The 16,042-nt window shown below is 71.4% G+C and carries 11 protein-coding genes; 6 read left to right on the plus strand and 5 right to left on the minus strand.

Translation table 11 applies throughout. The annotated features are described in order from the left end of the window. Nucleotides 1-352 precede the first annotated feature (352 nt). Nucleotides 353-2,305, plus strand: a complete 1,953-nt coding sequence (locus AC1WTP_RS25595; RefSeq protein ID WP_481651821.1) for an LVIVD repeat-containing protein — start codon at nucleotides 353-355, stop codon at nucleotides 2,303-2,305. Between the two features lie 214 nt (nucleotides 2,306-2,519). Here AC1WTP_RS25595 and AC1WTP_RS25600 read toward each other — a convergent pair whose 3' ends face one another. Both AC1WTP_RS25600 and AC1WTP_RS25605 read right to left on the minus strand, forming a co-directional pair. Then, on the minus strand, nucleotides 2,520-3,200 hold the full coding sequence (locus tag AC1WTP_RS25600) for a DUF305 domain-containing protein (RefSeq protein ID WP_481651822.1): 681 nt from the start codon (nucleotides 3,198-3,200) through the stop codon (nucleotides 2,520-2,522). Between the two features lie 158 nt (nucleotides 3,201-3,358). Continuing rightward, nucleotides 3,359-4,900: an amino acid permease gene (locus AC1WTP_RS25605; RefSeq protein ID WP_481651823.1), complete on the minus strand. Its 1,542-nt coding sequence runs from the start codon at nucleotides 4,898-4,900 to the stop codon at nucleotides 3,359-3,361. A 335-nt stretch (nucleotides 4,901-5,235) separates the two neighbouring features. Here AC1WTP_RS25605 and AC1WTP_RS25610 point away from each other — a divergent pair, with 335 nt between their 5' ends. The 5 genes from AC1WTP_RS25610 to AC1WTP_RS25630 all read left to right on the plus strand — a co-directional run bounded on the left by AC1WTP_RS25610 (nucleotide 5,236) and on the right by AC1WTP_RS25630 (nucleotide 12,798). Then, nucleotides 5,236-6,402 carry an ROK family protein gene (locus AC1WTP_RS25610; protein WP_481651824.1) on the plus strand — a complete coding sequence of 389 codons (1,167 nt, stop codon included), beginning with the start codon at nucleotides 5,236-5,238 and terminating at the stop codon, nucleotides 6,400-6,402. Between the two features lie 104 nt (nucleotides 6,403-6,506). Beyond that, a complete protein-coding gene (locus AC1WTP_RS25615) occupies nucleotides 6,507-8,288 on the plus strand; it encodes an alpha-galactosidase D (RefSeq protein WP_481651825.1) in 1,782 nt (593 codons plus the stop codon). Nucleotides 8,289-8,420: 132 nt separating this feature from the next. After that, nucleotides 8,421-10,829 carry a glycosyl hydrolase family 95 catalytic domain-containing protein gene (locus AC1WTP_RS25620; protein WP_481651826.1) on the plus strand — a complete coding sequence of 803 codons (2,409 nt, stop codon included), beginning with the start codon at nucleotides 8,421-8,423 and terminating at the stop codon, nucleotides 10,827-10,829. After that, nucleotides 10,829-12,124, plus strand: a complete 1,296-nt coding sequence (locus AC1WTP_RS25625) for an SGNH/GDSL hydrolase family protein (RefSeq protein WP_481651827.1) — start codon at nucleotides 10,829-10,831, stop codon at nucleotides 12,122-12,124. Before AC1WTP_RS25620 ends, AC1WTP_RS25625 begins: the two co-directional genes overlap by 1 nt. 239 nt (nucleotides 12,125-12,363) lie before the next feature. Then, on the plus strand, nucleotides 12,364-12,798 hold the full coding sequence (locus tag AC1WTP_RS25630) for a ChaB family protein (RefSeq protein WP_481651828.1): 435 nt from the start codon (nucleotides 12,364-12,366) through the stop codon (nucleotides 12,796-12,798). 31 nt (nucleotides 12,799-12,829) lie between these two features. Here the strand turns inward: AC1WTP_RS25630 and AC1WTP_RS25635 are convergent, their stop codons facing one another. From AC1WTP_RS25635 to AC1WTP_RS25645, 3 genes are all read right to left on the minus strand, one after another. Beyond that, complete coding sequence (locus AC1WTP_RS25635) at nucleotides 12,830-13,216, minus strand: DUF2267 domain-containing protein (RefSeq protein ID WP_481651829.1); 387 nt, start codon at nucleotides 13,214-13,216, stop codon at nucleotides 12,830-12,832. Between the two features lie 16 nt (nucleotides 13,217-13,232). Further along, nucleotides 13,233-13,493 (minus strand): hypothetical protein, encoded by a 261-nt coding sequence (locus AC1WTP_RS25640; protein ID WP_481651830.1) that lies wholly within the window; start codon nucleotides 13,491-13,493, stop codon nucleotides 13,233-13,235. Nucleotides 13,494-13,717: 224 nt separating this feature from the next. Beyond that, complete coding sequence (locus AC1WTP_RS25645) at nucleotides 13,718-16,042, minus strand: beta-xylosidase/alpha-l-arabinosidase (RefSeq protein ID WP_481651831.1); 2,325 nt, start codon at nucleotides 16,040-16,042, stop codon at nucleotides 13,718-13,720.

Genomic DNA, 16,042 nt, shown 5'->3' on the forward strand with positions numbered 1-16,042 from the left:
GAACTGGCCGTCACTGCCGCCGGCGGCCTCGGGCGCAGGCTCGACCGCGCCCTTTGCTCAGGGTCTGCGCGAGGGCCCCCGGGCAGCCGGCTGGCGCCGACCGCCCACGCCACCAGGCAAGGGTCCTGCGGCCCGCCCCACCGCTCTGGATATCGACGGTTTCGCGCCCACCGTAAAAATGTCCATGATCCTAAATGGCCAAAAGGGCGGTACGGTCCTTACTACCGCGGCGTGCATGCGCCCGATGCACGCCGCCACCAGTGGGGGCACTGCGCGGAGGACACCCATGACCCATCAATCACATCGCCGATCAGGCGGCAGACGCCGCGCGGTCGGCGCGGCCGTCGTAACGATGCTTCTCGTCGCCCTGCTACCGGGCACGGCGTCGGGCCAGGAGGCCGAACCGGATCCGCGGATCGGCCTCGGCGCGGGATGGCTGGACGCGCAGAGCGCGAGCAGCAACCTCGACCTGCTGGCACACCGGGACAAGCCGGCGGGCTTCGTCAACCCGGCCAACCCGGGTGACTTCGGCTTCGCCGGATCGGATCTCGCCTTCGGCGGCAACCACGCCTTCATGGGCAACTTCAACGGCTTCAACATCTACGACATCTCGCAGCCGGCGAACCCGACGCTCGTCACCAGCGTGGTGTGCCCGGGTGGGCAGGGTGACCTGTCGGTCCACGGCGACCTGCTGTTCATGTCCGTCGAGGAGAGCCGCGGCCGGCTCGACTGCGGCACGAACCCCGCGGTCGGCACCCGATTCCAGGGCGTCCGCGTCTTCGACATCAGCGACGTGACCAACCCGGTGCAGGTCGCGGCCGTGCAGACCTGCCGGGGCTCGCACACCCACACCCTGGTGACCGACCCGGACGACAGCAGCAACGTCTACGTGTACGTCTCCGGCACCGCCGGGGTCCGCCCGGCCAGCACGATGGCCGGCTGCAACAACGTCCCCGCCTCCGGGGTGGACCCGGCGCGGTGGCGGATCGACGTCATCAAGGTCCCGGTCGCGAACCCGGGGCAGGCCGCGGTCGTCAGCGGCCCCCGGCTGTTCGCGAACCCGGAGACCGGCGCCGTCGACGGCCTGCAGAACACCCCTCCCGCGCCGACCCACCCGTCGGGCGGGTCGTGGAGCCCCTCGCCGGTCACCGACGCCTGCCACGACATCACCGCCTACCCCGAGATCGGGTTGGCGGCGGGCGCCTGTGAGGGCAACGGGATCCTGATCGACATCTCCAACCCGGCGAACCCGGTGCGGATCGACGAGGTCGCCGACCCGAACTTCGCGTACTGGCACTCCGCGACGCTCAGCAACGACGGCAAGAAGGTCATCTTCACCGACGAGTGGGGTGGCGGCACCGGCGCCCGGTGCCGCACGACGGACCAGCCGCAGTGGGGCGCCAACGCGATCTTCGACATCGTCGACGGGAAGATGCGGTTCGCCAGCTACTACAAGCTGCCGGTGCCGCAGACGCTGCAGGAGAACTGCGTCGCCCACAACGGCTCGCTGATCCCCGTACCGGGCCGGGACATCCTCGCCCAGGCGTGGTACCAGGGCGGCATCTCGCTGTTGGACTTCACCGACTCGGCCAACCCGCGCGAGATCGGCTACTTCGACCGGGGGCCGATCAGCCCCACCGCCCTGATGCTCGGTGGCTTCTGGTCGGCGTACTGGTACAACGGCCAGATCTACGGCAGCGAGATCGCGCGCGGTTTCGACGTCTTCGGCCTCCGGCCCAGTGAGCACCTGACCGAGGCGGAGATCGCCGCGGCCCGTGAGGTGCAGCTGCCCCAGTTCAACGCCCAGCACCAGACCAGGATCAGCTGGGCGCCGAGCTTCGCGGTGGCCCGGGCCCGCTTCGACCAGTTGGCCAGGACCTGCACCACGACCATCTCGGAGCGGCACAACGGGCCGCTGACGGTCACCGGCGTCACCTGCCTGACCGGGGCGACCGTCGCCGGCCCGGTCACGGTCCGTCCGGGTGGCTCGCTGCTCGCCATCGACTCGTCGATCGCCGGTCCGGTGTCGGCGGCGAACGCGGCCGCGGTGCACCTCTACCACAGCACCGTGCGCGGTCCGGTGAGCATCACCGGCACGACGGGCAGCGCCGCCATCGTGGACACCGAGATCCACGGGCCGGCCGTGGTGACCGGCGGCGGTACCGGGACGGTCGAGCCGATCATCGCCGACAGCACGGTGCGGGGCCCGCTCGCCTGCTCCGGTAACTCGCCGGCGCCGATCAACCTCGGTGCGGCCAACACGGTGACGGGGCCGGCCACCGGCCAGTGCGCCAGCCTTGACTGACGCACCCTGAGGACCGTCAGCTGGGGGCGGGTCCCGCCGGGATTTCGGCAGGACGCGCCCCCGGCGCTGTCCCGCGCCGCAGCGACCGGGTGCTCGATCGCCTGTGCCGGCGGGGAGATGCTGCCCGAGCGGCCGCGCAAGGCGATCGCCCCGCCCGCGGCGAAGGGGTACGCGTAGCGCGTACCGGCCGGCGAGCGCCAGCGCGACCGGCCCCTCACCCGGCGAGCTTGGCCAGCAGCTCCTGCATGCTCCTGATCTCGATGGCCTGGTCGGCGTTGACCTCGCGGGCGAACCGGTCGCTGGCCGGCTCGAGCCCACCCCCGGCCGCGTAGAGCTGCTGCACCATGGTCAGCGCGCCGTTGTGGTGACGGATCATCAAGTCGAGGAAGAGCCGGTCGAACTCCGCGCCCCGGGCCCGCCCCAACTGGCCGAGCTGCTCCGGGGTGAGCATCCCCGGCATCACGGCGTCATGCCCGGCGTGGTGCGCGTGCGGCCCCGGGACCTGCTCACCACGTTCGGTGAGCCACCGCTGCATCTGCGCGATCTCGTCCCGCTGCGACGTCTCGATCCGCCGGGCGAGCAGCGACACCTCGCGGCTCTCCGCGCGGTCCGCGACGAGGGCGGTCATCTCCAGTGCCTGCGCGTGGTGCGCGATCATCCGCTGCATGAACTGCGTGTCGGCGGCGGTGTGCGCCGGGGGCGGTGGCAACTGGGCCCGCTCGGCCGGGGAGAGCGTACGGCCGGTCTGGCCCGGCGCCCCGGGCTGGACGACCCGGGTGGCGGCCGGTTCGTCGGGCCGATCCCCGGTGAGCTGGAGTACGGCGACCAGCGCCACGACGGCGACGACGGCGGCCGCCGCCACGGTTGCCAGGACTCGGCGACGCGACGAGAACACGATCTGATCACCGTTCCTCGGTTGTGTCCTGCCCAGACTGCGGCCAGGTAGGTGGCCAGCGTATCGCGGCCCGCCGCCGGCCCTGGTCGGTGATCGTAGGCGACACGAGGAGTACTCGCGCCGTCGTGCGCAGGCGAGGCGAACCTGGCCGGGGCGGGTCAGCCGCCCCTGCGCGGCGGGGGCGACGCGGAACCGAACCCGGTGTCGAGGTCATCCGGGCCGGGCATCGGCGGCCCTTCTCCCCCACCCGTGGCGAGCCGGCTGTGGCGGCGGCCGTAGAGGAAGTAGACGACGAACCCCAGCGCCATCCAGGCGAGGAACCGCAGCCAGGTCTCGACGGTGAGGAACAGCATCAGCAGCACGCAGGCGACGATCGCGAGCACCGGGATCACCGGCCCCCAGGGAACGCGGAAGCCGCGCGGCAGGTCCGGCCGGTTGCGGCGCAACAGGATGACCGCGGCCGCGACGAGGACGAACGCGAACAGGGTGCCGATGTTGACCAGCTCGGCGAGTTCCTCCAGCGGGATGAACCCGGCGAGCGCGGCCACCAGCAGGCCGATGATGACGGTGATGCGGTGCGGGGTGCCGTACCGGGGATGCACCCGGCTCAACCAGCGCGGCAGCAACCCGTCACGGCTCATGGCGAACGCGACCCGGCTCTGCCCCAGCATCAGGATCATCACCACCGTGGTCAACCCGGCGAGGGCGCCGACGGTGATCAGGTCGGCGAAGAGCGGCTGGCCGACGGCCTGGAACGCCGCGGCCAGCGGCGCCGCCGTGTCCAGGTCGGCGTAGTTCTGCATGCCCACGACCACCAGCGAGACGGCGACGTAGAGCGCGGTGCAGATCGCCAGCGAACCGAGGATCCCGCGCGGCACGTCGCGCTGCGGCACCCGGGTCTCCTCGGCCGCGGTGGCCACGATGTCGAAACCGATGAACGCGAAGAACACGAGTGCTGCGGCGGCGAAGATGCCGCTGATGCCGAAGTTGGCGGGCGCCTGCCCGAAGATGGCCTCGACCAGGGTCGCCTCGGCGCCGGAACCACCCGAGGCGGGCTCGGCCGGCGGGACGAACGGCGCGTAGTTGGCGCCCTTGACGAAGAACAGCCCGGCGACGATCACGAAGAGCACCACCGCCACCTTGATGGCGACCACCACGGCGTTCACCCGTGACGAGACCTTGATGCCGGCGACCAGGACCGCGGTGAGGATGAGCACGATGAGCGTGGCGGGCAGGTTGAACACGCTGCCCTCGCCGCCGGTGATGGCGGCCGGCACCGACACGCCGAGCGTCTCCATCAGCACCGCGAAGTACTGCGACCACCCCACCGCGACGGTGGCACCGGCCAGGATGAACTCCAGGATGAGGTCCCAGCCGATGATCCACGCGACGAGTTCGCCGAGCGCGGCGTACGAGTAGGTGTAGGCGCTGCCGGCGACCGGCACGGTGGACGCGAACTCCGCATAGCAGAGGGCGGCCAGCGCGCAGGCGATGCCGGCCGCGACGAAGGAGAGTGCGACCGCCGGCCCGGCGGTCTGGTTCGCGGCGACCCCGGTCAGCACGAAGATGCCCGTACCGATGATGACTCCGATGCCGAACACGGTGAGATCAAGGGCGGACAGCACCTTGCGGAGCTGGTGCTCCGGCTGCTCCGTGTCGCGGATCGACTGCTCGACCGACTTCCTGCGCAAGAGGCTCACGACCGGATCACCCCACCGTCTCGGACTATCCTGATAACGCCCACGAGCTGACGACTGACCCAAAACAGGAGAGGTAAACCTCGACACCGTCCGTCGTGTGCTTGCACGATCACCGCGTTCAGGCGTAATGCCGACAGAGAGGGCGAAAGTGACGGTGCTGTACCGCACGGAGGGGGGTGACCCGAGCCGCCCCAGGCCGGGCCACGCTGATCCGGCTCGGGGTCTCGCCGTTCCCGCTGGGCCGGTGGTGGGGGACGTCGTGCGGCCGACTGTAGGACGGCTCCCGACCAGAATCAATACTTGAAGAAGTTAAATATTTGCCTAGGCTTTCGGCCATGTTTCCTGTCCGCGACACGGGATCGCTCGCCGGGGCGCCGGCGGCGACGGCGGTGTTCACGGCGGTGCTGACCGGAGGGCCGGTGAGCCGGGTGAGTCTCGCCCGCCGGCTCGGGCTCTCCTCCGCCGCCGTCACCAAGGCCGCCCGTCCGCTCATCGACCTCGGCTACCTGCACGAGTTGGCCGCGACCGAGCGGACCGGGCCGGGCGCCGGACGCCCGGCCAGCCCGCTGGCCGTGCGGGCCGACCGGGAGTTCTTCATCGGGGTGAAGATCACCGCCGACGAGCTGATCGGCGTGGTCTGTGACCTCTGCGCTCAGGTACGGGCCACCGCCCGCCGGCCGCTGACCGACCCGGACGTCGACTCGGTGCTCACCGAGGTCGGCCTGCTCGTCGACGGGCTGCTCGACGCCGTTCCGGGCGACCGGAGCCGGGTGCGCCGGCTCGGGCTCTCGCTCTCCGGCGACGTGGACCGTCGCATCGGTCTGGTGCGCTACTCGCCGTTCCTGCACTGGCGCGACGTGCCGCTGGGCCGCCGTGCGGCGCAGCTCACCGGCCTGGCGGTGACGGTGGAGAACGACGTGAAGGCGCTGACCGCGGCCGAGCACTGGTTCGGCGAGGGGGTGGGCGCCGAGTCGTTCGCCCTCGTCACCGTGGGCACCGGCATCGGCTGCGGCCTGGTCGTCAACGGCCGGCTGGTCTCCGGCTCGTACGGCGTGGCCGGCGAGATCGGTCACCTCGCCGTCGACGCCGCCGGCCCCAACTGCCACTGCGGTGGTCGCGGCTGCGTCGAGGCCATCGCCGGCACGGACGCCATCGTGGCACAGGCCCGGGACCGCACCGGCCGCCCCGACCTCACCCTCGACGAGGCGGTGGCGCTGGCGCGCGACGGCCACGAGCCACTCCGCGCCGTCTTCGCCCGGGCCGGCACCGCCATCGGCTGCGGCATCGCGGCGGTGGCGAACCTGGTCGGCCCGACCCGGATCGTCGTGTCCGGGGAAGGGCTCGCCGCCTACGACCTGTTCGACGCACCGATCCGCACCAGCTTCGAGCGCCAGGCCTTCGGCGCCGCCGCCCGGTGTCCGCTCACCATCCGCCCGCTGCCCTTCGAGGAATGGGCCCGTGGCGCGGCCGCGGTGAGCATCCAGTCGCTCGTCCTTCCCTGACCCGGTGGCGGCCCGGCCGGCCGGGCCGCCACCGCTCCCCCGCCACCAGGAGGTTGATGATGACAACCAGCAGACATCTCGGACGCCGAACCCCCGTGCCCGTCGTGGCCGCGACGCTGGCCGTGGTCCTCGGCGCGGGCGCCGTCCCCGCCCAGGCCGCCCCGACCGAGGCGCACGCCCCGACGTCAAGCGGCGCGGCGGCCACGGCCGGCGTCGCGGAGCGGCCCTACATGGGCTGGACGAGTTGGAGCATGCAGTCGTCCAAGTACCCCGGGCTGAACCCCGACGGCGACTACAGCTACCTCACCGAGGCGAACGTCCTGAAGCAGGCGGACGCGCTGGCCGCCAAGCTGAAGCCGTACGGCTACGAGTACGTCAACATCGACGCCGGCTGGTGGCGCGACAACGCCTGGACGCCCCGGTTCGACCAGTACGCCCGGCAGGCGCCCGACCCGATCCGGTTCCCCCGCGGCATGCAGGCCGTCGCCGACCACATCCACGCCCACGGCCTGAAGGCCGGCATCTACCTGCCCGTCGGCCTGGAGAAGGAGGCGTACGCGGCCGGCGCGGCGCCGATCTGGAACGCGCCCGGCTGCACCACCGCGGACATCGTCCACCCGGACCTGCGCACCACCAACGGCTGGGACAGCGCCTACAAGCTGAACTTCGACAACCCCTGCGCCCAGAAGTACATCGACTCGCAGGCACGGCTGTTCGCCGACTGGGGATACGACTTCCTCAAGCTCGACGGCGTCGGCCCGGGCTCGTTCAAGTCCGGTGACAACTACAACAACGTCGTCGACGTGGCCGCCTGGCAGCGCGCCATCGCCGCCACCGGCCGCCCGATCCACCTCGAACTCTCCTGGTCGCTGGACATCAACCACGCCGCCGACTGGCAGCGCTACTCCAACGGCTGGCGGATCGACACCGACGTCGAGTGCTACTGCAACACCCTGGTCACCTGGGAGAACTCGGTCGACGACCGGTTCGACGACGCGCCGGCCTGGAGCCGCAAGGCCGGGCCCGGCGGCTGGAACGACCTCGACTCGGTCAACGTCGGCAACGGCGCGATGGACGGCCTCAGCAAGGCCGAACGACAGACCTACATGACCTTGTGGGCCATCTCGAAGTCGCCGCTGTACAGCGGCGACGACCTCACCCGCCTCGACGACTACGGGCTGTCCCTGCTGACCAATCGCGAGGTCATCGCGGTCGACCAGAACGGCGCCCCGCCGGCCCGGCCGGTCACCCCGGCCGGCGACCAGCAGGTCTGGGCCGGGAAGAACCCTGACGGCAGCTGGACGGTCGCGCTGTTCAACCTCGCCGACGCCCCGGCCGCCGTCACCGCACACTGGGCGTCCCTCGGGTTCACCGGCAACGCCTCGGTCCGCGACCTGTGGAACAGGCAGAACCTCGGGACGCACAGGAACAGCGTCACCGGGACGCTGCCCGCGCACGGCTCCCGGCTGTTCACCGTACGGCCCGGCGGCACCGCACTGGTCACCACCGGCTACGAGGCCGAGTCCCCGACCAACACCCTGAGCGGCAACGCCTCCGTGGCCGGCTGCGACGCCTGCTCCGGCGGCCGGAAGGTGGGCAACCTCTACCTCGGCGGCAAGCTGCGGTTCAACGACGTCACGGTGCGCAGGGACGGCATCTACACCGTCAACGTCGGCTACGTCAGCGGCGACGCGCGCTCGGTGACCGTCTCCGCCAACGGCGGCAACGGCACCAGCCTGAAGTTCCCCTCCACCGGCGACTGGGGCACGGCCGAGACGGTCAGCGTCCAACTGGCTCTGAAGGCCGGCGCCAACACCATCACCTTCGACAGCGTCGACTGGTACTCCCCCGACATCGACAAGATCGACGTACCGCAGACCCCCTGACGCGGCGCGGGGCCCGGCGAGGTCGCCGGGCCCCGTCCGCCGGGCCGCCCCCGCGGTCCCGGCGCCGAACACCGTTCGGCCGAGCAAGCGGCAAGCCCTCATCCGTCGTTCGCCGAATCTGGAGTATCCGACGTGGACAACACCGAACCGCGCGACATCCGCCCGAGCCGCCGCGGCTTCCTCGCTCTCGCCGCCGGCGCCGGCGTGGTCACCGCCCTCGGCGGCCTCCCGACCTTCGCCGCCTCGGCGGCCCCCCGCCGCCCCACCGAGTCGCCCCTGCTCGCCCCCGGCGACGCCGCGAGGCACCAGCTCTGGTGGCGGGCGCCCGGCTCCCCCACCTCGATGATCGAGCAGGGGCTGCCGGTCGGCAACGGGCGCCTCGGGGCGCTGGCGAGCAACGACCCCGCCAGCGAACTCCTGACGATCACCGACGCCACCTGCTGGACCGGAGGCCGCAACGACACGCTGCAGAGCGACGGCCAGTTCCCCTACGGCCGGGACGACTTCGGCTCGCTGACCCTGCTGGCCACGCTCACCGTCGACCTCCCCGGCCACGACCTGGCCGTGGTCGACAACTACCGCCGCACGCTCGACCTGGCCCAGGGCCTGGTCAGCACCACGTACGACATCGCCGGCGTCACCTACCGGCGGCAGATCTTCGCCAGCCACCCCGACGACGTCATCGTCCTGCACTTCTCCCAGCAGGGCCGCGGCGCCTACACCGGCACCGTCTCCCTGGCCGGCACCCACGGCGAGTCCACCACCGCCGACAGCGCCGGCCGGTACGCGTCGTTCGGCGCCGCCTTCGCCAACGGGCTGCGCTACGGCGCCGCCGTCACCGCCCACAGCAGCACCGGGACGGTCGCGGTCACCGGCACGTCGATCTCCTTCACCGGCTGCCGCGAGCTCACCGTCGTGGTCAGCGGCGGCACCAACTACGCCCCCGACGCGACCGCCGGGTTCCGCGACCCGTCCGTGGACCCGGAACGCCTCGCCCGGAGCAAGGTCCTGGCCGCGGCCCGCGAGTCCGTCCGCGACCTGCTGTACACCCACGTCGCCGACGTCCGCCCACGCTTCGAGCGGTTCGCCGTCGACCTCGGCGCGTCGGCGGCCTGGCAGCGTGAACTGGACACCTGGGAGCGGGTGCGGGCCCGCTGGCGCGACGACGTCCCCGACCCGGAACTCGAGGCCGCGTACCTGCAGTTCGGCCGCTACCTGATGATCGCCGGGTCGCGGAGCAGCCTGCCGATCGGATTGCAGGGCCCCTGGCTGGACGGCAACGACCCGGACTGGATGGGCGACTACCACAGCGACGTCAACATCCAGATGAACTACTGGCTGGCCGACCGGGCCGGCCTCTCCGACTGCTTCGACGCCCTCGCGGACTACTGCCTCGCGCAACTGGCGGCCTGGACCGACGTCACCCAGCGGCTGTTCAACAGCCCGACCAACCGGTACCGCAACTCCAGCGGCCGGATCGCCGGCTGGACCGTGGCCATCTCCACCAACCCCTACGGCGGGGGCGGCTGGTGGTGGCACCCGGCCGGCAACGCGTGGCTCTGCCAGAACCTCTTCGAGCACTACGAGTACACCCAGGACCGCGCCTACCTGGCGAAGATCTACCCGCTGGTCAAGGGCGCGGTGGAGTTCTGGGAGGCGCGGCTCATCACCACCACCGTCACCGACACGACCGGGGCCACCCGCGAGGTCCTGATCGCCGACAGCGACTGGTCGCCCGAACACGGCCCGCTCGACGCGAAGGGCATCACCTACGCCCAGGAACTGGTGTGGAACCTCTTCGAGAACTATCGCACCGCCACCCGGGTGCTCGAACGGGACAGCGGCTACGCCGAGACCATCGACGGCCTCCGCGCCCGCCTGTACCTGCCCGAGGTCAGCCCCACGACCGGCTGGCTGCAGGAGTGGATGTCACCGGACAACCTCGGTGAGACCACCCACCGGCACCTCTCCCCGCTGGTCGGCCTCTTCCCCGGCGACCGGATCCGCCCGGACGATTCCACGCCGGCGGAGATCGTCGCCGGCGCGACCGCCCTGCTCACCGCCCGCGGCATGAACAGCTTCGGCTGGGCCAACGCCTGGCGGAGCCTCTGCTGGGCCCGGCTGAAGGACGCGGAGAAGGCGTACCAGCTGATCGTCACCAACCTGAAGCCGTCGACGAACGGCGGCAACGGCACCGCGATGAACCTCTTCGACATCTACCAGACGAACCCGGGCCGCGGCATCTTCCAGATCGACGCGAACCTCGGCACCCCCGCCGCGATCGTCGAGATGCTGGTCTACTCCCGGCCGGGGCACGTCGAGCTGCTGCCCGCGCTGCCCGCCGCCTGGTCGGCCGCCGGCTCGGTGTCCGGCGTGGGCGTCCGCGGCGGGTTCCTCGCCGACGTCAGCTGGCGCGACGGCCGGGTCACCGAGGCGACGCTGACCAGCGTCGGCGGCCGCAGCACCACCGTCGTCGCCGGCGGCACCTCGCGGCGGGTCGACCTCGGGCCGGGCGAGTCCGTCACGCTGCGGAGCCTCTGATGAGGACCCGCGCGACCATCCCCGGACGGCGGGCACCCTCCGGCCGCGGGCGCGGCATGGCGTTCGTCTCCGCGCTGGTCACGGCGGTCTGCGTAGCCCTGCCCGCCGCAGCGGCGCAGGCCCGGCCCTCGGCCGCGACGCAGACGCATGCCGGGGCACAGGACGACCCGGCGGCGACCGGGCGGGACCGGCACTCCGTGATCACCTGGGGTGCCAGCGCCGACCGGCAGGGCGCCGGGCCCGCCGACCGCAGCTACCGGCTGGTCGTACGCACCAGCGTCGGCGGCACGAACCTGCGCATCCGGCTGAGCAACGCCTTCGGCGAGCACCCGGTGACCTTCGCCAGCGCCTACGCCGGGCGGCAACGGCAGGGCGCGGAACTGGTGGCCGGCAGCAACCGGCGGCTGACGTTCGGCGGGCAGCCGTCGGCCACAGTGCCGGCGGGTGAGACGGTGCTCAGCGACCCGCTGCCCGGCAAGCTGGCCGCCCAGAGCGACCTCGTCGTCAGCCTCCACGTCACCGGCGCCCAGGGGTCGACGACCGGTCACGGCATGGCCATGCAGACGTCCTACGCGGCCGCCGGCGACCACGCCGCCGAGGAAGCCGCGACCAACTGGACCGATCGGATCGGCTCCTGGTACTGGCTGGACGCCGTCACCGTGGAGACGGCCGCCGAGGTCGGCGCGGTGGCGGTCCTCGGCGACTCCATCACCGACGGCTGGGCCTCCACCTCGGACGAGAACCGCCGCTGGCCCGACTACCTCGCCCGCCGGCTCCAGGCCGCCTCCGGCGGCACCGTGAAGGGGGTGGCCAACGCGGGCATCTCGGGCAACAAGGTGCTCACCGACGGCGCCGGCCAGTCCGCGCTGCACCGGCTGGACCGGGACGTGCTCTCCCACCCCGGGGTCGGCACGGTGTTCCTGCTCGAAGGCATCAACGACATCAAGGCGCACACCGGCGTCACGGCCGACGACCTGATCGCCGGCTACCGGCAGATCGTCGACCGGGCGGACGCGGCCGGCATCTGCGTCGTCGGCGCGACCGTCATGCCGTACCAGGGCTGGTGGGAGTACGACGCCGCCGGCGAGGCGGTGCGCCACGGCGTCAACGACTGGATCCGGCACTCCGGCGCGTTCGACGCCGTGGTGGACTTCGACCAGATCACCCGCAGCCCGTACGACCCGCAGGCGATGCTGCCGTTCTTCGACGGCGGAGATCACCTCCATCCGAACGACAAGGGCATGCAGGCGATGGCCGACGCCGTCGACCTGTCCGCGCTGGAGTGCGACCGTTGAACCGGAAGCACGCCGGCCGCGTCGGCCAGACCGCGCTGTTGGCCTTCGCGGGCGGTTGAATGGCTGGTCGACAACTCACTGGTCGACGACGAAACGGGAGAGCGTTTCATGGCCGAGCATCCCGATCCCGACCTTGCCTGAGCTGGCCCCCGCGCCGCACGGTGAGCGGCCGTGGGCCGACGGTGTGTGGCGACGAGGGTGCCGGGTAGGCGTAAAGAACGCGGACGAGGAGGTGCAACATGCCGGACAAGCACGAGCAGGCCGAGCAGATGCGCGAATACGTGCCGTCGACCGTCGCCCGCTCGGATGACAAGGCGGTACGGACCTACAAGAAGACACTGGAATCGGCCGAGGAGACCTACGGCGATGGCGAGCGTGCCCACCGCACCGCGTACGCCTCCTTGAAGCACACACACGAGAAGGTGGGGGACCACTGGGAGCCCAAGGAACGTCCGGGTCCATCCGATCCGCAGGCTGCCTTGGGCACACCGGCGTCGCGGGAGCGGACCCGCGATACGGCCCAGGGGGTCGATGTCTACGCGAGCAAGGATCACCTCGACGGAGTGGCACGCAAGGTCGGGATCAGCGACCCGGAGAACCTGAGCAAGGACGATCTGATCCGCGAGATCGAGAAGGCGAACGCCCGGGCAACCGCCCGGGCGCGAAAGAAGTGACCTGACCCGGCGGGTCGCCGGATCGGCCGGTTCAGCCGGAGCGAACCATCTGACGGAGATCCGCCGGCAGCGCCGCGTGAAGGTGGTCCATGACCCGGCCCTGCGTCGCGTCGCCGACGACCTCGAAAACGACGCGGGCGGCATCCGACGCCTGCGACCGGCTCATCCCCGCTCGATCGGACACCCGAGCGAGAAACTCCTCCTTGTCGAACCGAACGCCCGTGCTGGGCGACGCCGCGGTCATCCGCAGGTATTCGCCGATCTCCCGGGGAAGGTCAGCGGCTACGTTCTCGGCCAGTCCTTCGGGGATCCGCTCGCCAAGTGTCTGCAATGTGGCGCGAATAGCGGATGTGGCCTCACCGATGTCGGCAAGTTGTGCCCTGGCCTGGACCTGACCAACGAACTCGTGATGTTGCACGTTGGACCACCTCCGGTCATCGTCCACGCTTCAGTTCGTCGCAGAGCTTCTCCGGATCATGGGAGAACGGCTTCTTCGAGTCCCGTAGGCGGGAGAAGTCGTCGATCATGTGCCGCACCTCCCCGGGGGTGAACCGCCGGTCGGCATCCCCCTCCGCCTCGAGCCACTGAATCACCTCGTCGTAGCTTTGCCAGTCGCGCCTGCCCATGAGGCGCTCGATGTCTGTTACGTCGTAGTCCTTTTCCTTCGCCTGACTGGCCGGGTCGTGGATCTTCAATGGTTCCCCCCGAATCGACAAGTGGCCGGACCGGACGCACGGAGCGGCTTGAGTCGCCGTCGCGCCAACGCGTCTTCCCGTCGGGCTTCGGACCAAACTCGCACCCCGCCGAGTACGACGACCTCGTGCGTTGGTTCCGTGGGAGCCCGGGGGCGGAATTCCCGGACGACCCGGCCCAGACGACGCCCGCCAGCCGTCCCGCGTCGACGGCCGGCGGACGGACCTCATCTGATCTCGGACGTCGTCCAGCGTGCGGAGGCGTTGGTGACGGGCACGGTGTCACCGACCAACGTGGTCAGCGCCTGCGCGTCCCGCAGCGCGCTCGTACCGACCCAGACCTCGACGTCACCGGGCTCCACGACCCGGGTGAGCGTGCGGTCGGAGAAGGCCAGACGTGTCGTGGGCACCGTCAGCTCGACCGTGACCGACTGGCCGGGCTCCAGATGGACCCGCCGGTATCCGAGCAGCTGCGCCACCGGACGGGTCACCGAGGCAACCAGGTCACGGCCGTAGAGCTGGACCACCTCGTCGCCGGCGACCGCACCGGTGTTCGTCACGCGTACGGTCACGGGCAGCGCCCCGTCGGTCGGCACCGTGGCCGGCACGGCCAGGTCGTTGTACTCGAACGTCGTGTAGGACAGGCCGTGGCCGAACGGTGCCGCAGGCGTCGTCGGCAGGTTGGTCACCTCGCTGCCCTCGCCGAGCGCCGGGTGCAGGTACGAGTACGGCTGCGCCCCGGCCGACCTGGGCAGGCTGACCGGCAGCCTGCCGGACGGGTTGACCCGCCCGGAGAGCACGCCAGTGATCGCCCCGGCGCCCTCCTCACCGGGGAAGAACGCCTGGACCACCGCCGCGCAGCGCTCCAGCGCCCAGTCGACCGCGTACGGCCGGCCGGTGAGCAGCACGAGGACGACCGGTGTGCCGCTGGCCAGCACCGCCTCGACGAGTTCGCGCTGGACGCCCGGCAGCTCCAGGTCGTCCCGGTCGCAGCCTTCGCCGACGGTACCGCGCCCGAAGAGGCTGGCGTGGTCGCCGACGACCAGTACGGCGACCTCCGCGGCGGCCGCCGTGGCGACGGCCTCGTCGAACCCGGACCGGTCGTCGTCGTCCACGTCGCAACCACGCGCCCAGGTCACCAGCTCGGCGCCGAATTCGATGCGCATCGCGTCGAGGACCGTCGGGACCTCGATACCGGTCTCCACTCCGGGATGCTGGACGAGCACGTGGTTGAGGAAGGAATAACACCCGAAGAGCGCACCCTGCCGGTCAGCGTTCGGGCCGATGACCGCGACGCGCCGGCCCGCCGGCAGCGGAAGCGCGTCCCGGTTGGAGACCAGGATGATCGACTCCTCGGCGAGGCGGCGTGCGATCGCCCGGTGCTCGGGCGAGTCGAGGTCGACCGCCTGGGTCGGCTCGTCGGTGAACGTGGCGTCGAGCAGCCCGAGTTCCAGCTTCTGGCGCAGGACCCGCAGCACCGCCCGGTCGATGAGCGCCTCGTCGAGCTTGCCGGCCTTCACCGTCTCCCGCAGGGTGAGGTAGGCGTCGCCCGTCGGAAGCTCGACGTCGAGTCCGGCGGTCAGCGCCTGCACGGCCGCCTCCGCGTGGTCGCCGGCCACGTGGTGCAGCAGGTTCAGGAATGCCACCCCGTAGTAGTCGGCCACCACCGTGCCGTCGAAGCCCCACCTGTCCCGCAGCACGCCGGTGAGCAGTGCCGGATCGGCGGCGACAGGCACGCCGTCGATCTCGGCGTAGGAATGCATGACGGAGCGTGCGTTGCCGTCGAGGATCGCCATCTCGAACGGGAGGAGCAGCACGTCGGCGAGCTCCCGCGGGCCGGCGTGCACCGGGGCGAAGTTGCGCCCGGCGCGTGAGGCGGAGTAGCCGACGAAGTGCTTCAGAGTGGCGTGCACCCCCCGCGACTGCAGGCCACGCACGTACGACGTGCCGAGGGTGCCGACCAGGTAGGGGTCCTCGGAGATGCACTCGTCGACCCGGCCCCAGCGCGGGTCACGGATCACGTCGAGCACCGGGGCAAGACCCTGGTGGATGCCCAGGGCCCGCATCGACGCCCCGATCGCCTCAGCCATATCGGTGACGAGCTCGGGATCGAAGGCGGCTCCCCACGCCAGCGGAGTGGGGAAGGTGGCCGCCTTCCACGCCGAGAGGCCGGTGAGGCACTCCTCGTGGACGATCGCCGGTATGCCGAGCCGGGTGCCCGTCACCAGGTCCGACTGGAACTTCCACAGCCAGGACGCGCGTGCGGCGGCGTCGACCGGGCGGGTGCCGTAGGGCCGGGTGAGGTGGCCGAGCCCGTGCCGGGAGAAGTCCTCGAGCTTGGCGCTGTCGCCGAACTCGCCCTGCAGCGGTGCGACGGCCTCGCCGTCCTCCTTCTCCCAGAAGCCGACGAGCTGCGCGACCTTCTCCTCGATCGTCATCCGGCCGAGCAGTTCACGGACGCGCGCCTCACCGTCCTGCCCGTCCCGGCGGTCGTGGTCCGCAACTGCCTGAACCGGAGCCGACGTGCCCACCGCATCGCGGACCTCAGTCAT

Source organism: Micromonospora sp. R311 (assembly GCF_056780015.1).